Source organism: Streptomyces sp. NBC_00090 (assembly GCF_045160815.1).
In the GTDB taxonomy this organism is placed as follows: Bacteria; Actinomycetota; Actinomycetes; order Streptomycetales; family Streptomycetaceae; genus Streptomyces.
Map to the genome: position 1 here is coordinate 3,373,728 of NZ_CP108224.1, position 22,045 is coordinate 3,395,772.

22 protein-coding genes are annotated in these 22,045 nt (G+C 72.5%); 3 read left to right on the top strand and 19 right to left on the bottom strand.

Going from position 1 to position 22,045, the window contains the following annotated elements:
- Nucleotides 1–105: 105 nt before the first annotated feature.
- From OG361_RS14745 to OG361_RS14795, 11 genes are all read right to left on the bottom strand, one after another.
- Nucleotides 106–885 carry an HAD-IIA family hydrolase gene (locus OG361_RS14745; protein WP_123452652.1) on the bottom strand — a complete coding sequence of 260 codons (780 nt, stop codon included), beginning with the start codon at nt 883–885 and terminating at the stop codon, nt 106–108.
- A gap of 109 nt (nt 886–994) precedes the next feature.
- Nucleotides 995–2,533 (bottom strand): alkaline phosphatase family protein, encoded by a 1,539-nt coding sequence (locus OG361_RS14750; protein WP_405853736.1) that lies wholly within the window; start codon nt 2,531–2,533, stop codon nt 995–997.
- Between the two features lie 194 nt (nt 2,534–2,727).
- Nucleotides 2,728–3,786 (bottom strand): 2-aminoethylphosphonate ABC transporter substrate-binding protein, encoded by a 1,059-nt coding sequence (locus OG361_RS14755; protein WP_405853737.1) that lies wholly within the window; start codon nt 3,784–3,786, stop codon nt 2,728–2,730.
- 29 nt (nt 3,787–3,815) lie between these two features.
- Nucleotides 3,816–4,613, bottom strand: a complete 798-nt coding sequence (locus OG361_RS14760) for an ABC transporter permease (protein ID WP_405853738.1) — start codon at nt 4,611–4,613, stop codon at nt 3,816–3,818.
- Nucleotides 4,600–5,511, bottom strand: a complete 912-nt coding sequence (locus OG361_RS14765; RefSeq protein ID WP_405853739.1) for a 2-aminoethylphosphonate ABC transporter permease subunit — start codon at nt 5,509–5,511, stop codon at nt 4,600–4,602. The genes OG361_RS14760 and OG361_RS14765 overlap by 14 nt, the downstream gene beginning before the upstream one ends.
- Nucleotides 5,504–6,556, bottom strand: coding sequence for an ABC transporter ATP-binding protein (locus OG361_RS14770; protein WP_405853740.1), 1,053 nt, complete (start codon nt 6,554–6,556; stop codon nt 5,504–5,506). The genes OG361_RS14765 and OG361_RS14770 overlap by 8 nt, the downstream gene beginning before the upstream one ends.
- The gene (locus tag OG361_RS14775; RefSeq protein WP_405853741.1) at nt 6,553–7,275 is read right to left on the bottom strand and encodes a phosphonatase-like hydrolase; all 723 of its coding nucleotides are present in this window, start codon (nt 7,273–7,275) and stop codon (nt 6,553–6,555) included. Before OG361_RS14775 ends, OG361_RS14770 begins: the two co-directional genes overlap by 4 nt.
- Before the next feature lie 5 nt (nt 7,276–7,280).
- Entirely contained in the window at nt 7,281–8,417 is a 1,137-nt protein-coding gene (locus OG361_RS14780) for a TIGR03364 family FAD-dependent oxidoreductase (protein ID WP_405853742.1), read from the bottom strand.
- Nucleotides 8,418–8,552: 135 nt separating this feature from the next.
- Nucleotides 8,553–9,320 (bottom strand): GntR family transcriptional regulator, encoded by a 768-nt coding sequence (locus OG361_RS14785; RefSeq protein WP_405853743.1) that lies wholly within the window; start codon nt 9,318–9,320, stop codon nt 8,553–8,555.
- Between the two features lie 50 nt (nt 9,321–9,370).
- The gene (locus OG361_RS14790) at nt 9,371–10,480 is read right to left on the bottom strand and encodes a hypothetical protein (RefSeq protein WP_405853744.1); all 1,110 of its coding nucleotides are present in this window, start codon (nt 10,478–10,480) and stop codon (nt 9,371–9,373) included.
- Between the two features lie 124 nt (nt 10,481–10,604).
- Nucleotides 10,605–11,864: an ROK family protein gene (locus OG361_RS14795; protein WP_405862257.1), complete on the bottom strand. Its 1,260-nt coding sequence runs from the start codon at nt 11,862–11,864 to the stop codon at nt 10,605–10,607.
- A gap of 71 nt (nt 11,865–11,935) precedes the next feature.
- Here OG361_RS14795 and OG361_RS14800 point away from each other — a divergent pair, with 71 nt between their 5' ends.
- Together OG361_RS14800 and OG361_RS14805 are read left to right on the top strand one after the other, a co-directional pair.
- Complete coding sequence (locus OG361_RS14800; RefSeq protein WP_405853745.1) at nt 11,936–13,024, top strand: Gfo/Idh/MocA family oxidoreductase; 1,089 nt, start codon at nt 11,936–11,938, stop codon at nt 13,022–13,024.
- A gap of 65 nt (nt 13,025–13,089) precedes the next feature.
- Entirely contained in the window at nt 13,090–13,551 is a 462-nt protein-coding gene (locus OG361_RS14805; protein WP_405862259.1) for a heme-degrading domain-containing protein, read from the top strand.
- Here OG361_RS14805 and OG361_RS14810 read toward each other — a convergent pair.
- From OG361_RS14810 to OG361_RS14830, 5 genes are all read right to left on the bottom strand, one after another.
- Nucleotides 13,523–14,989, bottom strand: a complete 1,467-nt coding sequence (locus OG361_RS14810) for a choice-of-anchor A family protein (protein WP_405853746.1) — start codon at nt 14,987–14,989, stop codon at nt 13,523–13,525. The genes OG361_RS14805 and OG361_RS14810 overlap by 29 nt on opposite strands.
- Before the next feature lie 132 nt (nt 14,990–15,121).
- Nucleotides 15,122–15,979 carry a fumarylacetoacetate hydrolase family protein gene (locus tag OG361_RS14815; protein WP_405853747.1) on the bottom strand — a complete coding sequence of 286 codons (858 nt, stop codon included), beginning with the start codon at nt 15,977–15,979 and terminating at the stop codon, nt 15,122–15,124.
- A 137-nt stretch (nt 15,980–16,116) separates the two neighbouring features.
- A complete protein-coding gene (locus OG361_RS14820) occupies nt 16,117–16,938 on the bottom strand; it encodes a YidC/Oxa1 family membrane protein insertase (RefSeq protein WP_405853748.1) in 822 nt (273 codons plus the stop codon).
- Between the two features lie 104 nt (nt 16,939–17,042).
- A complete protein-coding gene (locus OG361_RS14825) occupies nt 17,043–17,339 on the bottom strand; it encodes a DUF6412 domain-containing protein (RefSeq protein WP_384564250.1) in 297 nt (98 codons plus the stop codon).
- A gap of 64 nt (nt 17,340–17,403) precedes the next feature.
- The gene (locus tag OG361_RS14830; RefSeq protein ID WP_405853749.1) at nt 17,404–17,988 is read right to left on the bottom strand and encodes a winged helix-turn-helix transcriptional regulator; all 585 of its coding nucleotides are present in this window, start codon (nt 17,986–17,988) and stop codon (nt 17,404–17,406) included.
- A gap of 109 nt (nt 17,989–18,097) precedes the next feature.
- Here OG361_RS14830 and OG361_RS14835 point away from each other — a divergent pair, with 109 nt between their 5' ends.
- Nucleotides 18,098–19,540 carry an MFS transporter gene (locus OG361_RS14835; RefSeq protein WP_405853750.1) on the top strand — a complete coding sequence of 481 codons (1,443 nt, stop codon included), beginning with the start codon at nt 18,098–18,100 and terminating at the stop codon, nt 19,538–19,540.
- Here OG361_RS14835 and OG361_RS14840 read toward each other — a convergent pair.
- From OG361_RS14840 to OG361_RS14850, 3 genes are read right to left on the bottom strand one after another with little or no spacing between them, the layout of a single operon-like run.
- A complete protein-coding gene (locus tag OG361_RS14840; RefSeq protein ID WP_405862261.1) occupies nt 19,491–20,972 on the bottom strand; it encodes a sodium:solute symporter in 1,482 nt (493 codons plus the stop codon). The two genes, OG361_RS14835 and OG361_RS14840, sit on opposite strands and share 50 nt — an antisense overlap.
- Nucleotides 20,973–21,010: 38 nt before the next feature.
- Entirely contained in the window at nt 21,011–21,187 is a 177-nt protein-coding gene (locus OG361_RS14845) for a hypothetical protein (protein ID WP_405853751.1), read from the bottom strand.
- Nucleotides 21,184–22,020 (bottom strand): class E sortase, encoded by an 837-nt coding sequence (locus OG361_RS14850; RefSeq protein ID WP_405853753.1) that lies wholly within the window; start codon nt 22,018–22,020, stop codon nt 21,184–21,186. The genes OG361_RS14845 and OG361_RS14850 overlap by 4 nt, the downstream gene beginning before the upstream one ends.
- Nucleotides 22,021–22,045: the final 25 nt, after the last annotated feature.

Below are 22,045 nucleotides of genomic sequence, written 5' to 3' on the forward strand. Positions count from 1 at the left end.
TGCGGCACGGAGAGCAATGGGACCTGAACGCATCGTGACCTCCTGGTACTGGCAGGGTCACCCGGATCGGCGCTTCTCGCATCCGCAGGGGGAGCCGGGAAGGCCTCAGACGCGGTCGACGATGTCCGCGATCGACTGCACGATCTTGGACGGGCGGAACGGGAAGCGGTCGATCTCCGCCTGTGTCGTCAGCCCGGTCAGCACCAGGAAGGTCTGCATGCCCGCCTCCAGGCCGGCCAGGATGTCGGTGTCCATCCGGTCGCCGATCATCGCGCTGGACTCGGAGTGGGCGCCGATCGCGTTGAGGCCGGTGCGCATCATGAGCGGGTTCGGCTTGCCCGCGAAGTACGGCTCCTTGCCGGTGGCCTTCGTGATGAGCGCGGCGACGGAGCCGGTGGCCGGGAGCGGGCCCTCCAGGGAGGGGCCGGTCTCGTCGGGGTTGGTGCAGATGAAGCGGGCGCCGGCGTTGATGAGCCGTACGGCCTTGGTCATCGCCTCGAACGAGTACGTCCGGGTCTCGCCGAGGACCACGTAGTCGGGGTCGTGGTCGGTGAGGACGTAGCCGATGTCGTGCAGGGCGGTGGTGAGACCGGCCTCGCCGATGACGTACGCGGTGCCGCCGGGACGCTGGTCGTCGAGGAACTTGGCGGTGGCGAGGGCCGAGGTCCAGATGTTCTCGACGGGGACTTCGAGGCCCATCCGGGCGAGGCGGGCGTGCAGGTCGCGGGCCGTGTAGATCGAGTTGTTCGTGAGGACCAGGAAGGGCTTCCCGGTCTCCCGCAGCTTCTTGATGAACGCGTCGGCGCCGGGGATCGGAACGCCCTCGTGGATGAGGACGCCGTCCATGTCGGTCAGCCAGGATTCGATCGGCTTGCGCTCTGCCATGGGTGCGGGACTCCTGCCGTACAGACGTGCGGTGTGCTGGGGGCGCCGCGACAGCGCTGTGGCGACGCCCCCAGCCTAATCAGGAAGCCGTGATCTCGACCCCGTCGGTTCAGGAAGCCGTGACCTTGACCCCGTCGATCGTCCAGTACCAGTTGTTGGAGCCCGTGTAGCGGAAGCGGAAGCTCACGCTGGACGCCCCGGCGGGGACGTTCACCGCGAGCGACTGGAGCTGGGAGATGACGTCGGAGGTGTAGCTCTTGACGAGGGTCGGCGTACCGCCGTTGAAGGAGACCAGGACCTGGGCGGACTGGCTGCCCTCCTGGCGGTAGAACGTGGTGAGGTCCAGGGTGACCTTGGTCGCGCCGGAGACGCTGTACGCGGGGGTCACCAGGGTCGAGTCGTACGTACCCGAGAAGGTCTTGTCGGCCCACTCGTCGGAGTCGGCGACGGCGAAGACGCCCCGGGCGCGGACGTTCAGCTCGCGGGACTGGTCGCGCTGGGTGCGGGACCAGAACTCGTCGGTGGCGAAGGACCAGCCGCGCCACTCGGTCATGCCGCCGGTGCCCATGGCGTTGTTGATGACGGACCAGCCGCTGGGCGCGGTGTGCGTGAAGCCGAGGACGCCGACGGGGATGCCGGTCTCGTCGACGCTGCCGGTGAGCGAGGAGTACAGGCTGTCGAAGGGGTCGGTGGAGCGCTGCTGGATCGGCTTGCCGTCGAGGCCCCAGGAGGCGTCGGGGACGATGCCGAGCTGCTGGAAGACGGTGGCGGCGACGTCGACGAGCCGGGTGTCGATCGGGCGGGCGCCGGCGGCGATGCCGGGGCCCTGGGCGAGGACGAAGGTGCGGCGCTCCTCGATGGAGGAGCCGCCGTGGCCGCCGCCGTCGGTGTGGCCGTGGTCGGTGGCGACGATGATCGTCCAGCGCTCGGTGGCGTACGCCGGGCGGGCCTTGATCGCGGTGAGGAGACGGCCGAGGTAGGCGTCCTGGACGTCGATGGCGTCGAGGTACTTGCTGGACGCGGCGCCGTAGCTGTGGCCGATCTCGTCGGTCTCGCCGAAGTAGACGAAGAGGACGTCGGGGTTCTGGTCGCGGAGGATCGACTCGGTGGCGTCGGTGATCGCCAGGTCGTTGACGACGTAGTTGTTGTTGTATACGAGCTTGGCGTCGGCGCCGGGGGTGACGGTGCCGTGGGTGTCCAGCTCGGGCCAGTCGACGGCGGCGAAGAGCGAGAGCTCGGGGCGGACCTGGTGCAACCGGGCCAGGAATCCGGGGTACTGGGCGTAGTTCTTGCCGGTGAAGGTGTTGTCCTTCACGCCGTGCTTGTCGGGCCAGACGCCGGTGGAGATGGTGGACCAGCCGGGGCCGGAGGACGTGGCGGCCATCGGGTTGGCGTAGAGCAGGGAGCTGCCGAACGTGCCGTTCGCCATCAGGGACTTGAGGTTCGGGGCCTGGGCGGCGTCGATCCTGTCGTACCGCAGGCCGTCCATGCCGACGAAGAGCACCTTGTCCAGGCTGGTGCCGTTGGGGAGCGTGGGGGCGGCGGTGGTGGCCGCGTGGGCGGCGGGGGCGATTCCGGTGGCGGCGGCGGCCGCGGTGGCACCGGCGGCGGCGAGCACGGTGCGGCGGGAGATGCCGGTGATCGGCATGTGGGAGTCCTCCGTGGAACGGGGTGGGGGGACGGGCATGCCAACGCCCCTGATCCCTCAGGGGCGTTGGTTCGTACCCGTTATCTTTCCGCGATCTACGGAGGCTTTCCAGAGTCGTGCGGTGAACTCTTTGTACCGATCAGCTACTGGTCGGCTACCGGCCGGCTGTCGGTCGGCTACCGGTCAGCTGCCCGTCAGCTGCCGGTCGCGGACTTCCATCCGTCGATGTACGTCTTGAGGTTCTTGTCGATGTCGGACCAGTTCGGCTCGAAGATCTCGACGCCCTCCAGGAGCTTGGCGAGCTCTATGGCGTTGGCGTCGGTGGGCTTGACGTCCTTGCGGGCCGGGAAGCCGCCGCCGATCGCGCTGACCTCGCGCTGGGCGCCCTCGCTCAGCATGAAGTCGAGGAGCTTCTTGCCGTTCTCGCTGTGCGGGGCCTTGTCGACCAGGCCGGCGGCGTACGGCAGGGCGAAGGTGGTCGGCTTGCCCGCGCCCTTGGCCGGGAACCAGATGCCGAGGTTCGGCATGGACTTGCCCTGGGCGAAGTTCATCTGGACGTCGCCGTTGGCGACGAGCAGCTCGCCCTTGTCCACCTTCGGGGCGAGCTTGGAGGTGGACTTGGACGGGCCGACGTTGTTGGTCTGGAGCTTCTTCAGGTACTCCAGCGCCGGCTCCTGGCCGCCGAAGTCGTTCATGGCCTTGATGAGGACGGCGGTGCCGTCGCCCGCGACGCCGGGGGTCGAGTACTGGAGCTTGTTCTTGTACTTCGCGTCGAGCAGCTCTTCCCAGGTCTTGGGGGCGGCCGACAGCTCCTTCTTGTTGTAGATGAAGCCGAAGTAGTTGTTGACGACCGAGGTCCACTTGCCGTCGCCGGCCTTGTCGGCCCCGCTGACCTGGTCGGCGCCCTTGGGCTCGTACGCCTGGAGCAGCCCCTTGGAGTCGGCCTGCTGGATGAAGGGCGGCAGGGTCACGATGACGTCGGCCTGGGTGTTGCTCTTCTCGCGGAGGGCGCGCTGCACCATCTCGCCGGAGCCGCCCTCGACGTACTCGACCTTGATGCCGGTCTGCTTCTCGAAGTCCTTGAAGACCTTGTCGTACCAGCCGTCGCCCGCCTCGCCCTTGAGGCCGTCGGCGCTGTATACGGTGACGATCTTCTCGTCGGAGGCTGCGGAGGAGCCGCCGCAGGCGGTGAGGGTGGCGGCGAGGGCGAGAGCGCCGGTGACGGCGGCGATCGGCTTGGCGTACGTGCGCATAACGTCGTTTTCTCCTAGCAGGCTGCGGACTAGCGGAAGGAAGCTCTCGTACGGATACGGGAGACGGCGAGGAGGGCCAGCAGGGTCGCGGTCATGAGGACCACGGCGAGCGCCGAACCGGTGAAGAGCGAACCCCGGTCGGTGGCCGTGAAGATGAGCACCGGAAGCGGCAGCCAGTCCGGCGGGTAGAGCATCATCGTGGCGCTCAGCTCACCCATGGACAGGGCGAAGCAGAGCCCGGCGGCCGCGTTCAGGGACGGCAGCAGGAGCGGCAGCTTCACCCGGAGCAGGACGTACGAGGGGCGGGCCCCGAGACTGGCCGCCGCCTGCTCGTACATCGGGTCGAGGCGGCGGATGGCGGCCGAGACCGACTGGTGGGCGAAGGCGGTGACCAGCACGGTGTGCGCCAGGATCACGATCCAGCGCGTGCCGTTGAGGAGCACCGGCGGCTGCGAGAAGGCGACGAGGACGGCGAGCCCGACGACCACGGACGGCACGGCGACCGGCAGCATGAACAGGGCGTCGAGCACGCGGCGGCCCCGCTTGCCCATCGCGGCGGACGCGAGCGCGGCCCAGGTGCCGACGGTCAGGGCGATCAGGCTCGCGGTGACGGCGGTGACCAGGCTGGTGGTGAGCGCCTGGAGGGATTCTCCGCGCACGGCCGCCGTGTAGTGGGCGGCGGTGGGGCCGGAGGGGAAGGCCCCGGACCAGTGCGTGGAGAACGAGGCGATGACGATGACGAGGAGGGGCAGGGCGAAGAGCGGGACGAAGAGGAGCACGAACAGCGCCCACGCCGTCCACTTGCCCGTACGGCTATGCACCAGCACGGCGGCTCACCCCCCGGTAGACGATGTAGAGGCCTACGGAGAGCGCGACGTTGACGACGGCGACGACGCAGGCGGCGGCGTAGTCGGATTCGAGGATCGCCTTGCTGTATACGAGCATCGGGAGGGTCGTGACGCCCTTGGCCCCGGTGAAGAGGACGATCCCGAACTCGTTGAGGCACATGACGAGGACGAGGCTGCCGCCGGCGGCGAGCGCGGGCAGCGCCTCGGGGAGGATCACCTGCCGGATGATCCGCAGGGGCCGGGCGCCGAGGGAGGAGGCGACCTCCAGCTGGGCGGTCTCCATCTGCGAGAACGCGGCGAGCAGCGGGCGCATCACGAAGGGCGTGAAGTACGTGATCTCGGCGAGGAGGACGCCCCAGGGGGTGGTCAGGAACTGGAAGGGGCCGTCCGCTTCGCCGGTGACGTCCGTCCAGAGCCCGTTGGCCATGCCGACCGTGCCGTAGAGGAACAGCAGGGCGAGCGTGATCAGGAAGGACGGGAAGGAGAGGAAGACGTCGATGAATTTCGCCACCGCCTTCCCGCCGGGGAAGGGCACGAACGCGATGACGAGCGCGAGCGCGAAGCCGAGGACGAGACAGCCGACCGTGGAGGCGACGGCGAGCCACACGGTGGTGACGAGGGCCTCGCGGAAGGACTCGGAGGCGAGGACGTCGGCGTAGGCGCCGGGCGCCAGGGACTCCTGGACGACCAGCGCGAGGGGGTAGAGGAAGACCAGCGCGAGGACGGCGACGGGCGGCAGCGCCCAGACCCACGCGGGGAGGGTACGGGGGCTCCGCCCCTCCCCCGCGCCCAGGACGGGCGCGGCGGGCGGGGCGGGCGTGGCAGGCCCGGTCGGCGGGGCGGGCGAGGTCTGCGAGGCGGGCGAGGCGCTAGCCATCGGTCACCCCCGCGCCGAGCAGTACCGCGTCCTCCGGGGCGAAGTGGAGGGTGACCTCGGTGCCGAGCGGCGGGGTCTCCCGGAGCTCGCGGACGTCCGCCTTCACGCGGTGGCCGCCGATCTCGACGTACAGCCGGTGGGTGGAGCCGCGCCACTGGACCTCGACGACGCGGCCCCGGAGCGCGTTCGGGCCGTCGCCGAGTCCGACCAGGTGCGGGCGTACGCAGAGGGTGGCCGAGGAGCCGGGCGCCGCTTCGGAGACCGGCACCTTCAGCTCCGTCCCCTCGAAGGCCACCCCGTCGGCGCCGACCGTCACCGGCAGCAGGTTCGCGTTCCCGACGAACGACGCCGTGAACTCCGTACGGGGGCGGCGGTACAGGTCCTGCGGGGTGCCGCAGTCCTGGAGCCTGGCCTTGTCCATGACCGCGATCCGGTCGGCGAGGGTGAGCGCCTCGACCTGGTCGTGGGTGACGTACAGGATCGACACGTCCGGCAACTCGCGGTGCAGTCTGGCCAGTTCGGCCAGCATGCCGGAGCGGAGCTGCGCGTCGAGGGCGGAGAGCGGCTCGTCGAGGAGGAGGACCGACGGCCGGATCGCGAGGGCCCGGGCGATGGCGACGCGCTGCTGCTGTCCGCCGGAGAGTTCGCGCGGGTAGCGGCGCGCGTACGCGGCCATGCCCGTCATCTCCAGGGCCTCGGCGACCCGGCCGGGGATCTCCGCCTTGGCCGCCTTCTGGGCCTTGAGGCCGAAGGCGACGTTGGCGTCGACCCGCAGGTGCGGGAAGAGGGCGTACTGCTGGACGACCATGCCGATGCCCCGCTTGTACGGCGGGAGGGCGGTGACGTCCCGGCCGCCGATGAACACCCGCCCGGAGGCCGGCCGGACGAACCCGGCGACGGCCCGCAGCGCGGTCGTCTTGCCGGAGCCGGAGGGCCCGAGGAGCGCCATGACCTCGCCGGGCTCGACGGTCAGGTCGAGGGAGTCGAGGACGGTGGTGCCGCCGTACGCGACGGAGACCCCGTCGAAGCGGATGCCGCTGTTCATGCCTCGGACTCCAGGAGGAGGGAGGGGAGGTCGGCTATCGAGGAGAGGACGTGGGTGGCGCCGTGCTCCTTGAGCGCGGGCTCGCCGTGGGCGCCCGTGAGGACGCCTGCCACGATCCCGGCGCCCGCGCGGGAGCCGCTGAGCATGTCGTACGAGGTGTCGCCCGCGACCGCGATCCGCCGGACGTCCTCGACCGCGCCCGTACGGAGGAGGGCCGCGAGGACCATGTCCGGGTAGGGGCGTCCCCGGCCGCCGGCGTCGGCCGGGCAGAGGGTCAGCTCGACGAGGTCGCGCCAGCCGAGGGCGTCGAGGATGGCGTCCTGGGTGACCCGGGCGAAGCCGGTGGTGAGGACGACGGTCCTGCCCTGCTCCTTCAGCGTGGCGACGGCCTCGGCGGCGCCGGGTATCGGCGCGATCAGGCCGCCGGCGACCAGCTCTCCGTACGCCTCCTCGAAGGCGACGTTGGCCTGCTGGGCGCGGTCCTCGTCGCCGCCGAAGAGGTGGCGGAAGACCGAGATCTTGGACTCGCCCATGGTGGCGCGGACGTAGTCGATCATCGTGGCGGGGTCCTCGCCGAGCCGCTCGGCGGCGGCGGAGAACGCCTGCTCGACGAGGCCGCCGTCGGCGACGGTCGTCCCGGCCATGTCGAGGACGACGAGGTCGTGCTTCTTGGTGTTGATCTGCGTGTCGACCTGTGTGTCGGTCTTCGTGTCGGTCACGGTGTTCACCAGCCCAGTTCGTTCGCGGTCTTCTCGGCGATGGCGGGCGAGCAGGTCATGCCGCGCCCGCCCGGCCCGGTCACCAGGTACACGCCGTCGCCGACCCGCTGGCGGTGCACGACCCTGCTGGTGTCGACGCACTGTGCGTACACCCCGGCCCAGCGGCGCTTGATCTTCGGCAGCGGGCGGCCGAGGAAGGACTCGACGACGCGGGTGAGGTGCTCGTAGGGGTCTTCGAGGGTGTCGAAGGCGAACGGGTGCTCGTACTCGTGGGTGTCGCCGATGGTCAGTCCGCCGTCGAGGCGCTGCACCATCAGGAGCTGCATCTTATGGGCGGCGGCGGTCGGGTCCTGCGGCTGTCCGGAGTTGAGGGCGTCGAGCGCCTCGGAGGCGTACGCCGGGTAGTAGCGGAAGGAGTCCGCGTCGGCGACGGAGGTGGTGAGCGGCTCGCCGAGGGGCTCGGTCTGCATCATCTGGAGCCGGACCCGGCGGACGGGTATCTCGCCGGCGATCTCGCGGACGAGGCCGGAGAGCCAGGCGCCGGTGCACAGGACGACGGCGTCGCCGGAGTGCGTCTCGCCCCGGTCGTCGCGGACGGAGCTGGTCCCGTTCCCGTTGGCGGCCACGACGTCCCGGACCTCGCGGTTCGGCAGGAAGGTGTACTTCCCGGTGGCGAGCAGGGCCTCGCGGAGGGCGAGCTGGGCGAGGCGCGGCTCGACGGCGGCGTCCCGCTCGCACCAGAGCGCGGCCTCGAACGTGCCGCGCAGGGCGGGGTTGATCGCGCGGGCCTCGTCGGCCGTCAGCAGCTTGTAGCCGCGGGCGGCGGCGTCGGGCCGGGCGATGGCGGCCTCGGCGACGGCCAGTTCCAGGTCGTTGCGGACCGGGGTGAGGGAGCCGATGGCCCGGAAGCCGAGCCCGGGGACGCGGGCCCCGATGCCCTCCCACAGTTCGCGGGCGCGCAGGGCGGTGTCGAGCTCCTCCCCGCCGGCACGTCCGCTCACCCAGATCTGGCCGAAGTTACGGAGGGAGGCTCCTCGTGCCTCGGCCTCGCGCTCGATGTGTACGACCTCATGGCCGCGTTCCACTGCGTGCCAGGCGTGCATGGTTCCCACCACGCCGGCTCCTACGACGATCACCTTCATGGCCGAAACGGTCGCGGGGGTGGGTTGCGTGGACGGATCCGGGGGGCAACGAGACGGTGAACGGACCGACAAGCTTGGACCAGACCCGTTACGTTTCCGTAATTCGCCAGGTGGGTGACTGAGGGTGGACCGGAGTCAGTCCTGGCGGCCCAGGTGTGCGGTGAAGCTGAAGCGGTCCCCCCGGTAGAGGGTGCGGACCCGCTCCAGGGGCCGCCCCGAGGTGTCCCGGGAGATGCGGTGGAGCAGCAGCATCGGCAGGGCCGGCGGAGTGCCGATGAGCAGGGCCTCGCGCGGGGTCGCGAGCACGGTCTCGATCCGCTCGTCGGCGTCTCCGAAGGTCACGCCGAGGTGGTCGTGGAGGTAGGCGTAGAAGGAGGAGTCCGGGTCGAACTCGACGTCGAGACGCGGGGCCCGGGCCTCGGGGACGTACGTGCTCTCCAGGCCGACCCGCTCGTCGTCGGCGAGCAGCACCCGCTCCATGTGCCAGACGGGCTCGCCGCGTACGGCGCCGATCTCGGGTGCGAGCGCCTCGGGGCAGGGGAAGCGGTCGAGGGAGATCAGGCTACGGCCCGGGCGGCGGCCCTGGCGGCGCACGCCCTCCGTGTAGCTGGCGAGCGAGAGGGGCTGTTCGAGCTTGGGGCCCGCGACGACCGTGCCCCGGCCCTGGCGGCGCAGCCGTCCCTCCAGGAGGAGTTCGCGCAGGGCCTGACGGACGGTCTCGCGGGACACCTCGTACCGGACGGCGAGGTCGCGCTCGGTGGGCAGCAGCCCACCCTCGCCCAACTCGTCGACGAGCAGCGCGAGTTTCGCCTTCACGGCGTAGTACTTGGGGACCCTGCCGTGCTCGGGGATGCCGGAACGGACGGGGGCGCCGGGGTCTGCTGGGGCGGTCTCGTAGTTCATCGGGGGATCGTCGCAGACGGTGATGAACGAGAAGGTGTACGCAATGTGACTCACCGGTGCCGACGGCGGGCGGTACGGACGAGGAGCGCGCCGAGCAGAACCAACGCGGCGGCGACCGGAGCGAGGAGCAGGACGTCCCGGTCCGACTCCCGGTCCGACTCCCGTCCCGTATGGGCGAGTTCATGGCCGGGCGGGTCGGTGTCCGTGCCGCTCCCCGAACCCCTCGGGGCCCGCGGGTCCTTCGGTTCCTTCGGGACCTTCGGACCCGTCGGACCCTTCGGCTCCCTGGGGGTGGGGGTCGTCGGGTCGGCGGCTTGGCCGGGCACCTCGGGCGTGGCGAATCCGTCAGGTTCGGCGGGGCCGACGGTCAGTCGGTAGTCGCCGGACGCACCGATCCAGTCGCCGTCGGCGCCCCGGCGCTGCACGACCGCCGCGTTGACGACGACCTCGTCGGGGGCGGTGTCCTCGCGGAACGCCAGCCGTACGGGGACGGTGACGGTCCGGCCCGCGGGGACCGCGAAGCCGCCGAAGTCGGCGAAGACGCCCACGCTCTCCGCCTCCTCCGTCGCCTCGAAGACCACGGGCCGCCAGCGGTCCGACCCCTCGTCGTAGAACTCCAGGCGGATCTGGCCGGGGCGGAGGGAGCGGCCCCGGTCGGCGAGGACGAGCACCGGGTGGATGCCGGTGCAGGAGGCGTCGGTGGTGTTGGTGAGGTCGAGCTTCCAGCCCTGGACGGCCCCGCCGGCGGGGTACTCGTCGGGGCCGCCGTGGATCCGGGTGCCGATCGGGAACCCGGCGTCGGAGGCCGTTCCGCAGGAGGGGACGGGCGGGTCCGGCGCGGGGACCGCGAGGGCGGACGCGGGGACCGCGGGCGCCGGTGGCGCGGGGGCCTGTGGGGCGGGGGCCGCGAACGCGAGGGCCGCCGTCGCGGTGACCGCCGAGACGGCCGTCGCTGTCGCGGCGGCTGCCCGGGTGATGGTCGCGGTGCGGGTGACGGTCGCCATGCGGGTGGCGGCCGCGGTCCGGGTGACGGTCGCGGTCCGGGTGGCGGTCGCCATGCGGGTGGCGGCCGCGGTGCGGGTGGCGGCCGCCGCCCACGTGACGGTCGCCGCCGCTGTCACGGCGAGGGCGCTGCGCTGTCGCAGGGGGGCGAATGCCATGGGTGGCTGCCTTTGCTGCTCGCGGGCGTACGGGTCGGCCGCGACGCTGCCACGCCCGGGCGGGCGGGCCGGGCAGCGACACCGCCCGTGTCCCCGGACGGCCCGAGCAATCCGCCCGATCAGCCTATTGTCCGAAGATCGGGGCGAGAACGAGCCACGCAGCCCCCACCGCCACCGCCCGCGGGGCCGCGGCCACCTCGACCGGCGTCGGGAGCCGGAGCCCGGCAAGGACCTCCCGGACCCCGTCGGCGAAGACCTCCGGCGCATCGAGCACCACCCGACCGCCCAACAGGACCTGGTCGATGTCGAGGAGCCGTACGAGGTTGGCGGCGCCCGCACCGAGGATCCGCGCGGCCTCGACGAGCTCGCCGCGCGCGACCGCCGCCAGACAGAGGACCTCCAGACAACCGCGCCCACCGCAGGCGCACGGGGGCCCGTCGAGCTGGACGGTCTGGTGCCCGAGCTCGCCCGCCCCGGTCCTGTCCCCGCGCAGCGGCGCGCCCCCGAGGACGAGGCCGGCGCCGAGTCCCGTACCGAGGTGGACGTAGGCGAAGGAGCCGGGGGCGGCCGGCCGCAGGGCGAGACCGAGGGCGGCGGCGTTCGTGTCCTTGTCGAGGACGACGGGCAGCCCGAGGCGCCGCGCCAGCTCGTCCCGTACCGGATACCCGTCCCAGGAGGGGAAGCCGGTCACCCGACCGGGCATCCCCGCGCGATGATCCAGCGGCCCGGGCATGGCGACACCGACCCCGAGGACGGAGCCGGGTACGACGTCGGGGGCATCGGGGACGTCGGGGACGTCGGGGGCATCGGGGACGTCGGGGGCGTCGGGGACGTCGGGGACGTCGGGGACGTCGGGGACGTCGGAGTACTCACCCGCCGTGCCGGGCTCCCCAGTGACGGGGTGCTCTCCCACCACGCTGGGCTCCCCCGCCGCGCCGGGGTTCGCTATCCCCGCCGGCCCGGCCGCGAGCAGTGCCCGTACCTCTCCCGTCACGGCGTCCAGGACCGGTCCCGCGCCCTCCCCCAGGCCGAGGGGGCGGCGGCGGAGTGCCACGACCGTGCCCGCGAGGTCCGTCAGGAGGGTCGTCAGCTCGTCGCGGTCGAGGTGGACGCCGACCGCGTACCCGGCGGAGGGCACCAGGCGCAGGACCGTGCGGGGCTTGCCGCCCGTCGAGGCGCGGTGGCCGGCCTCCGCCGCGAGGCCCTCCGACCGCAGCCTGGCGGTGATCTTGCTGACGGCCTGCGGGGTGAGCCCGGTCCGTTCGGCCAGCTCAAGACGGCTGATCCCGGTCTCCCCCGCCGTCCGCAGCAGATCGAGCACGAGCGCCGCGTTGTGGCTGCGCAGCGCCGGCACGTTCACGCCGCCAAGGCCCCTCGCATACATCTGCTCCCTCTTCACGCCCCCATTGTGGCTGTCGCTTGCACTTTGGCAACAGCGTTGCTTAAGTGAGGAGCATGACTGGCACCGACCCCCGTACCCCGCTCCGCGTCGGACTCGTCGGCTACGGCCTCGCGGGCTCCGTCTTCCACGCCCCGCTGATCGCCGCCTCCGAGGACCTCGTCCTCACCGCCGTCACCACCGGCAATCCGGAGCGGGCCGCCGAGGCCCGCGCCGCCTACCCCGGCGTACGGGTCGCGGCCGCGCCCGAGGAGCTGTGGGAGCGGGGGGCGGACGAGCTCGACCTCGTCGTCGTCGCCTCCCCCAACAAGACGCACGTCCCGGTCGCCACCGCCGCCCTGGAGGCCGGCATCCCGGTCGTCGTCGACAAGCCGCTCGCCGGGACCGCCGCCGAGGCGCGCGGCCTCGCCGCCCTCGCCGAGGAACGGGGCCTGCTGCTCTCGGTCTTCCAGAACCGCCGCTGGGACAACGACTTCCTGACCCTCCGCCACCTCCTCGACGAGGACGCGCTCGGCGAGGTCCAGCGCTTCGAGTCCCGCTTCGAACGGTGGCGCCCGCAGCCCAAGGGCGGCTGGCGGGAGTCCGGCGCGCCCGAGGAGATCGGCGGGCTCCTGTACGACCTGGGCAGCCACGTCGTCGACCAGGCCCTCGTCCTCTTCGGCCCGGCGGTCTCGGTGTACGCGGAGTCGGACGTGCGCCGCCCGGGCGCGGCCGCCGACGACGACACCTTCCTCGCGGTCACCCACGCCAACGGGGTCCGCTCCCATCTGTACGTGAGCGCCACCACCGCCCAGCTCGGCCCCCGCTTCCGGGTGCTCGGGCAGCGCGCGGGCTTCGTGAAGTACGGGCTCGACCCGCAGGAGGCCGCCCTGCGCGAGGGCCTGCGGCCCGTGCCCGGCACGGCCTGGGGCGCGGAGCCGGAGGAGCTGTGGGGCCGTCTCGGCGCCGGGGAGTCCCCGCTGACCGGCGGCGGCACCCCGGTCGCGTCGCTGCCCGGCGACTACCCGGCGTACTACGCGGCCGTCGCCGCCGCCCTGCGCGGCACGGGCGAGAACCCGGTCACCGCGTACGAGGCCGCCGCCGCGCTCGACGTCCTGGAGGCGGCGAAGCGGTCGGCCCGCGAGGGAATCACGGTGGCCCTGTGAGCACCGAGAAGGCCGGCGCGGAGGTCGGGGCGGAAGCCGGCACGGAAGCCGGCACGGAGGTCGGCGTGCTGGAGGCCCAGGAAGCCGGACTGCTCCTCCCCCGGTTCACGTACGAGGACGCCTGGACGCTCGGCACCCTCCTGGTCGGTCTGGCCCGGGAGCGGCGGGCCCCCGTGGCGATCGACATCCGGCGCGGGGCCCAGCAGCTGTTCCACTGCGCGCTGCCGGGGTCCAGCGCGGACAACGACGCCTGGATCGACCGCAAGCGACGGGTCGTCGAGCGGTACGGCGAGAGCTCCTTCCTGGTCGGCGCCCGGTTCCGTGCCAAGGGGACGACCTTCGAGGCCTCCTCGCGCCTCGACCCCGACCGGTACGCCGCCCACGGCGGTTCGTTCCCGGTCGCGGTCGAGGGCGCGGGGGTGATCGGCTCGGTCACGGTCTCGGGGCTGCCGCAGGCCGAGGACCACGCGCTGGTCGTCGAGGCGCTGGGGCTGCTGCTCAGCTCGTACGACGCCGGCGACGGCTGACGGTCACGAGGATCCCGCCGCCGAGGACGAGGGCGGCCGCGGTGACGCCCATGACGGTCTTCCCCGTACCGGCGCCGGTCTCGGACAGTTCGCCCTGCGGGCCGTGGTTGCCGCCGGTGTCGCCGCTGCCCGTGTGACCGCCGGTCGTGGGGTCGGTGGGGGTCGGCGTCGGGGTCGGCGTCGGGTCCGTCGGCGCGGGCGTGGGGTCGGTCGGCGTCGGGTCCGTCGGCGTGGGCGTGGGGTCGATCGGGGTCGGCGTCGCAGCGGTCGGGGTCGGGTCCGTCGGCGTGGGGGTCGGGTCCGTCGGCGTCGGTGTCGGGTCGGTCGGGGTCGGAGTGGGATCGGTCGGGGTCGGCGTCGGGGTCGGATCCGCGCAGGACGGCAGGTCGCCGTTGAACGGGTAGGCGTGGATCTCCTGGCCACCGCCGCCCCTGGCCTCCGAGGCGTGCGTCAGGTTTCCGGTGGTGAAGAAGCGGCCGTTCATGCCCGGCAGGGTGATCGTCGCCGTACTGGCCTGGTTGCCGATCAGCACGCTGCCCGCGAACTGGGCCGTGCCCTCGAACCTGACCGTCGTCGCGTCCGGGAAGTTCCACAGGACGCGGTCGCGCAGGCCGTCCGGCAGCCCGTCGATGTACGTGTCGACGGTGCGGTCGGCACCGAGGACGTTGACCAGGACGGTCGCCCCGGCGGGGATGTCCGCGAAGGCGATGTTCTGCTGCCCGCCGCGCGCCGACTCCAGGTCGAACGCGACGTTGAAGACCTGGAGCGCCGAGGTGCCGTCACCCGTGAAGAGGGTCTGGCTGTCGTTGTTGACGGCGGTCCCGGTGGGGGTGCGGGAGGCCCCGTCCACGTAGGCGTAGCACTGGCTCGCGTCGGCGAGCCGGCCCCGGAGGGCGGTGTACGGGTCGGCGGCCGCGGTGTCGTGGACCGGGGTGGGGTTCACCGTCCCGGACAGCAGACCCCCGTACCGCACGAGGCCGTTGGTCGTGCTCTCCTCGGCGAGCAGTCGCTGGCCGGCGGCCACCGTCAGGTCCTTGCCCACGGTGAGGAAGTCGGTGCCGTTGCCGGACGGAACGCGGGAGCCGACGCCCGCGACGCCGACGTTGTAGACGCTGGAGACGCCCGCCCGCTTGTTCATGTCGAAGCCGCCCAGGACGACGACCTTGCCCTCGGCTTCGGCCGCGGCCTCGCGGACGAGGAAGTCGCCGCCGACGAAGACGTTGATGTTGTTGTCGCGGTACTCGACGGTGCCGCTCCCGATGCCGGGGTACGTCGTGGGGCAGTTGCCCGGCTTGCAGGGGCCGAGGCCGCCCGGCAGCGGATCGGCGAAGCCGTTGACGGCCGACGCGCCGACCAGGGCGGCGGCCCCGACGGTCGCCGCGGCGATGACGGCGAGGCGGCGCCGACCGGGCCGCCGGTCATGAGTGTTTCGTTTCATATGGGGCAATATGCAAAAACCATATGAAAATGGCGACGCCCCACGCGGGGCGCCGCCGATTTCACGCGAGCGAGGGTGGCCGGGGCGGCCGTGCGGGGCCGGGGCCGCCGCAGTGACCGGAGGTGGCCGGGGTCAGGCGCTCTTGAGCTCCTGCCGCTGCCGGCCGAGCCCCTCGACCTCCAGCTCGACGACGTCACCCGGACGCAGGTACGGCTTCGGCTCCGGCTGCCCCATGGCGACGCCCGACGGCGTACCGGTGTTGATGATGTCGCCGGGGTACAGGGTCATGAAGCGGCTGACGTACCGGACGACCTCCGCGACCGGGAAGATCTGGTCGGAGGTGTGACCGTCCTGCTTGAGCTCGCCGTTCACCCAGAGCCGCAGGGAGAGCGCCTGCGGGTCCGGCACCTCGTCGGCCGTGACGAGCCACGGACCGAGCGGGTTGAAGGTCTCGCAGTTCTTGCCCTTGTCCCAGGTGCCGCCGCGCTCGATCTGGAACTCGCGCTCGGAGACGTCGTGGGCGACCGCGTAGCCGGCGACGTGCGCGAGCGCCTGCTCGTCGGTCTCCAGGTAGCGGGCGGTGCGGCCGATGACGATCGCGAGCTCCACCTCCCAGTCGGTCTTCACCGAGCCGCGCGGTACGAGCACGGTGTCGTCCGGGCCGACGACCGTGTCGGCGGCCTTGAGGAAGACGACGGGCTCGGCCGGGGTGGCCTGGCCCGTCTCGGCGGCGTGACCGTGGTAGTTCAGCCCGATGCACACGACCTTGCCGATCCGGGCGACCGGCGGGCCGACGCGCAGCCCGGTGGCGTCGAGCGCGGGCAGCACACCGGCCCCGGCCGCGCCCCGGATCCGGTCGAGCGCGGAGGCGTCGGCGAGCAGACCGCCGTCGATGTCGTCGACCAGCGCGGACAGATCGCGAAGGACCCCGCCCTGGTCGAGCAGGGCAGGACGCTCGGCTCCCGGCGGGCCTACACGCAGCAGCTTCATGGTCTTCTCCCTGTGGTCGAGGTGGGCCCGGGAAGGGCCCTGAGATGCCCCGGCCGATGGAGTGCGGCCATCGGAGGATTGGTCGATCCTCCAAGAGAAAAGGTCACTCTGCAAGACCCCGTTCACACCCTGGACCCTTACGCGCGAGTAGCAACGGCGCGGGAGGACTTCCGCCGCGGCTTCCCCTGCGGCTTCCCCGGCCGCTTCTCCCGCGACTCGTCCCGCGGCTTCTCCGGCCGCTTCGGCTGGTCCGACTGCTCGGGCTGGTCCGGCTGATCCCGGAAGAGGAACGCCCGCTCGACGGCGCTCCACGTGGTGCTGGTGACGACGTAGAGGGCGGCGGCGAGGGGAACGACGGCGACCGTGATCAGGGTCGCGAAGGAGAGCAGCGGCATCACCTTGGCGATCGCGCCCGCGCCCGGCGTGGGCTGCCCCAGGTCGAGGGGCTGGGCGGCGAGCTGCCGCTTCGTACGGCGGTAGCTGAAGGTCGCGACGGCGGCGACGATCGCGAAGAGGGCGAGGTAGACCTGTCCCGCCGGACCGAAGACGCCGCCGCGGGAGAGGGCGTCGGCCCAGTGGTCGCCGAGCGGGGCGGCGAAGAGGGCGTGTCCGGCCATCCGGTCGCCGGAGAACAGGTGGTACATCAGGAAGAACGCGGGCGCCTGGAGAAGGCTGGGCAGGATGCCGGCGAAGGGCGAGACCTTCTCCTTGGCGTGCAGCTCCAGGACCGCCTTCTTGAGGCGCTCGGGGTTCTTGGCGTGCTTCTTGCGGAGCTCGGCGAGCTGCGGGGCGATCCGGGTGCGGGCCTTCTGACCGCGGGCGGAGGCCCGGGAGAGCGGGTGGATCGCGAGCCGTACGACCAGGGTGAAGAGGACGATCGCGGCGGCCGTGGCGGTGGTGGCGAAGAGCGGCTGGAGCAGGTCGGCGAGCCGCTCGACCAGGGAAGCGAAAACGGACAAGGGAGCCCTCCGTGGGGTCTCGTCGTGCCGGGAGAGATTCGGGTCTCGGCATGACGGATCCGCGTGAGGACCTTCCGGTGTGCGTGGGCTCCGGCGTGGGCTCCCTACGCGGCCGTCGGGAGGGGACGGCCGGGAGCTCGGGGTCTGCGGCGGCCCGCGGCGTCGGGATCACGCTGGGGAAGGAAGGCGGTGCGCCGCTCCCGGTCGCGTATCGCGGTACGGACCCGGGTCGGCGGCACGGCCGGGGCCGTACGCGCGCCGATCAGGGCGCAGACGACCGAGGTCGCGGCGAGGGCGACGGCGGTGGAGACGCTCGCGCCGTCGGAGAGGAGCAGGTCGGCGAGGGCGATGAGGAAGAAGAGCGGCGCGAGGACGCGCAGCAGCAGGTTCCTGACCGTCATCTCCACCACCCCCTCTCACGTGCCCGCCCGTCGCGGTTCTCACGATGAGGACGCTCGGGATCGATCAGGAGTTCCCGCGCTCCGGGGAAACCACGGAGACAGAGCCGGCAGAGGCAGTAGGTGCAGTGCCGGGGACGACGGGGGCGAGGAGACGGCGGGGCCGGAGGAGGGCGCGGCCGACCGCGTCATCCGGGTCCGGGTCGAGCCCGGCGCCGGGACGCATCTCGACGTCGGCGGGCGGCACGGGGACGCGGCAGGCGGGGCACTCCCCGTACGGGCCGAGCTCGGTGCCGCAGTCGGCGTGGTGGAAGTGGCGCACCGGTACGGCTCCGGGGGTCTCGGCCAGGCCCCAGGCGCCGAGCGAGCGGAGGACGGGCCAGAGGGCGAGGCCGCGCTCGGTGAGGACGTACTCGTCGCGCGGGGGCGACTCCTGGTAGCGCCGCCGGTCGAGGACGCCGGCCTCGACGAGGGCCTGGAGGCGGGCGGCGAGGACGGCGCGGGGGGCGCCGAGGTGGGCCAGGAAGTCGCTGTAGCGGCGGACACCGTAGAAGGCGTCGCGGACGACGAGGAGGGTCCAGCGCTCGCCGACGACCTCCAGCGCGCGGGCGATGGAGCACTGCTGGTGGGCGTAGTCCTTGCCGAGAGCCATGACTCCATCGTACCCATTCATGGTTCGGTGAACGAACCTAGCTGCTAGATTGAGTTCATTCACCGAACCGACTGATGAAGGAATCACCGACGGGGTGGAGGTCCCTGCCATGCCCCAGCTCGCCACCACCCGCCGAACCCCCGCACGCGCGCGTGCCGCCCGCCCCTCCGCCACGCTCGCCGTCACCGGCGCCGCCACGGCCGTCGCGCTGATGAACTACACGGCTCCGATGCTCACCCTCCCCGACACGGCCGCCGCGTTCGGGACCCCGGACTCGGCCCGGGCCTGGCTGCTCAACGGCACCCCGCTCGGCCTCGCCGTCCTCCTCCTGGTGGCCGGCAGCCTCGCCGACGCGCACGGGCGGCGCCGGGTCTTCCTCCTCGGCACCCTCGCCCTCGGCCTCACCACCGGGCTCGGCGCCTTCGCGGGCTCCACCCTCACCTTCACCCTGGCCCGGGTCGCCCAGGGCGCGGCCAGTGCGGCGGTCCTCGCGGGCAGCCTGGGCCTGCTGGCCGACACGTACCCCTCGGGCCGGGACCGGATCAGGGCAACCGGGATCTGGGGAGCGTCGGTCAGCGGCGGCATCGCGCTCGGCCCGCTGCTCGCGGGCGCGCTGAGCCTGGTGGACTGGCGCCTGGCGTACGAGGTGCTGGGCCTCGGAGCGCTGGTGATCGCGGCGGTCGGCGCCCGCACACTCGGCGGCGGAACGCTCGCCGCCGGAACGCCCGCCGCCAGAACGCTCGCCACCGGAAAAGCGGCTCCGGAGCCCGCCGCCGCACAGCGGCCCCGCCCCGACATCCCGGGCGCGGTCGCACTCGGCCTCGCCCTGGCGGCGCTGCTCACCGCGCTCACACTCGGCCGGGACGGCTGGCTGCGGGCGCCCGTGGTCCTCCTCCTGCTCGCCTCCGCCGCACTGACGGCGGTCTTCGTGGCGGTCGAGCACCGGAGCCGTACGCCCATGGTCGACCTGGCGCTCCTGCGCCGGCCCGCGTTCCTGGCGTCGACGCTCGGGGCACTGTTCACGGGCCTGGCGGTGATCGGCCTGTTCAGCGTGGTGCCGGCGCTGCTCCAGGGCGGGGCGGGGATGTCGCCGCTGGGGGCGGCCTGGCTGTTCGTGCTCTGGTCGGGCACGGCGTTCGTGGTGGCGCTCCAGGCGCGCCGACTCGCGGGCCGGCTGTCCGCCACGTACCAACTGACCGTGGGCTTCGTCCTGTCGGCGGCGGGAGTCCTGGCCCTGCTCGGCGGGCTCGACGGCCCCTGGCCCCGGCTCCTCCCCGGCCTGCTCGTGGCGGGGGCGGGCAGCGGACTCCTGAACGCGGCGCTGCCCCGGCTCGCCGTCGACTCCGTACCGCCGGAGCGGGCGGCGATGGGTTCGGGCGCCAACAACACCGCCCGCTACATCGGCTCCTCGGCGGGCGTGGCCCTGACGCTGGCGCTGACGACGGCCGGCCCGGACACGGCGCTCCTCGTCTCGGCGGGACTGGCCCTGACCGGCGGCGCGCTCACGCTCGTACTGGGCCGCCGGCGGCCGGCGCGACGGCCGCGTCGGTGAACTCCTCCAGGGCGAGGACGTCCTCGTCGCCCCGGTCGTCGCCGGTCTCCGGCCGCCCCAGCAGACTGACCGCGACGGCCACGGCGAGATTGACGACGAGGGCGAGCAGCCCGGCGTTGACGCCCCACAGCGGATCGTTCCCGGAGAAGACGAGCGCGCAGACGATCACGACGCCGACGCCGAGCCCGTACAGCCCACCCCTCACGGTCATCCGACGCCACACGAGCCCCAGCAACACCAGGGGCAGGAGCTGCGCCATCCCTTCGTAGGAGATGAGGGAGAGCCGGACGAGGGTGTTCGGCGCGGTGTACGTCATGACGAGGGCGATCGTCCCGGCGACGACGACCACGAACTGGGCCGCGCCCTTCTCCCGGTGGCGCAGGCGGGGCGCGAGCGAGAGCACGCTCCGCCCCCACATCGTGCCGATGACCAGCATGAACACGGCCATGGGAACGATCGAGGAGAGCGCGGCCGCGACCCCGACGAGGCCGACGGCCCAGGCGGGCAGCGAGTCGGTGACCAGCTTGAAGAGCGCGAGGTTCGACTCGGCGCCGACGAGCCCGGGGACGACGAAGAGGGCGGCGACGCCGAGGAGCATGGGGACGAAGAGGAGGACGTTGTAGGCGGGCAGCCAGACGGCGTTGCGGCGGAGGGTGTCGGCGTCGCGGGCACCCAGATACCCGGCGACGGTGGTCGGAAAGATGACGACGGTGAGGGAGTTGAGGACGGTGGTGGAGGCGAACCAGCCGACGCCGTACCCGCTCTGCTCGCCGTTGTGCCCGGGCAGCGACAGCCACTCGCTCTTCTCGTCGACGAGCCGCCCGAAGAACTCCCCGAACCCCCCGAAGTAGTGCAGCGGCACGTACACGAAGAGAAACCCGAGAGTGAGAATCACGAGCGCGTCCTTGAGGACGGAGACCCAGGCACTGCCGCGGAGCCCGCTGACCACGACGAACCCGGTCGTGACGGCGAAGGCGAGGAAGTAGGCGAGGTCGAGGCCGATCGTGCCGTACGAGATCGTGGACACGACCACGCCCATGCCGGTGATCTGGAGCTGGATGTACGGCAGGAGGAAGACGGTCGCGAGGACGGCGACGGCCGCGCCGAGCCAGGGGCGGCGGTAACGGTGGGCGGCGATGTCGCTGAGGGAGACGAGCCCGTGCTTGCGGGCGTACCCCCAGAGCATGGGCCCGACGACGTAACCGACGGCGTAGCCGCAGGACATGTAGGCGACGACGTACAGGACGGGGGCGCCGTAGTTGTAGCCCCAGCCGGCGGCGCCGAGATAACTGAAGCTGGTGTACCCCTCCCCGGCCATGAGCACCCAGATGAACACGGGCCCGAGCGAACGCCCGCCGACCGACCACCCGTCGAGCCCGCCGCCCTGCTCCCTGCGCACGGCGAGAAGCCCGAGGACGACGGTCAGGACCATGAAGACGCCGAAGACGGAGACGGCGACGGCCGCGGCACTCACCGCCGGTCCCCCCGCCTCGCGAGGGCGACGGCGCACGGGGTGAGGAGAGTGGCGCCGAACAGCCAGAGGACGAGCAGCGGAACACGGTTCACCAGCGGCAGAGCGACGACGAACAGCACGTACGGAAGGAGGAGCCACAGCAGCTGGGGCCTGCGTCTGATCAGCCGGTTCACGCGGTCGAGACTAGCTTCGCCCAGACGACGAGCCGGTAGGCGCTGCTGAACTCGGGTGTGCAGGTGGTGAGGGTGAGATAGGCCCCGGCGGTGGAGTACCCGTACGACGGCTTGACGACGGACCGGGGCACGGGCCGGATCACCCCGACATCACGGGGCGCGGTCTGCGGCAGGACCTGGTCGACGCGGTAGGTGTACGTACGCTCGCGGGTCCGCACACTGATCTCGTCGCCGGCCCGCAACCGGTTGATGTACCGGAAGGGCTCACCGTGGGTGTTCCGGTGCCCGGCGAGAGCGAAGTTCCCGGGCAGACCGGGACCGGCGGTGCCGGGGTAGTGCCCGACGTACCCCTTGTCGAGGACGGAACGCTTGGAGACGCCGCGGGCGACGGGGGCGGTGAGGCCGAGCCGGGGGATACGGAGGACGGCGAAGGCCCGGGAGGCGGCAGGCTGCCGGGGCAGGTCACTGCCGGACGGCCGCGCAGGACGAGTGGACGCGACACCCCCACCGCCCTCACTCCCACTGACGAGGCCCTCCTGCCCCGACAGCTCAGTCTCCTCCGTCTCCACGGTCTCCACGGTCTCCGCCGAAGGACTCTCCTCGCCCCCGGGGGGAGAGATCGCCCACTCCCGCTCCAGGACGCTCACCTGCTCGCGGGCCTCGGCGCGGGCCTGCTGGTTGGTCCACCAGAGCTGGTGGACGACGAGGAGCAGTACGAGAATCCCGCAGGTGACGACGGTCTCGGCACCCACCCACAGCACGCGGGCGCCCGTACGACGCCGCCCTCCCGTCTGGACGACGACCGGCACCCGCTCCCGCACCCTGTCCCGCACGCGGGGCACGATAAGCGCTGAGGCG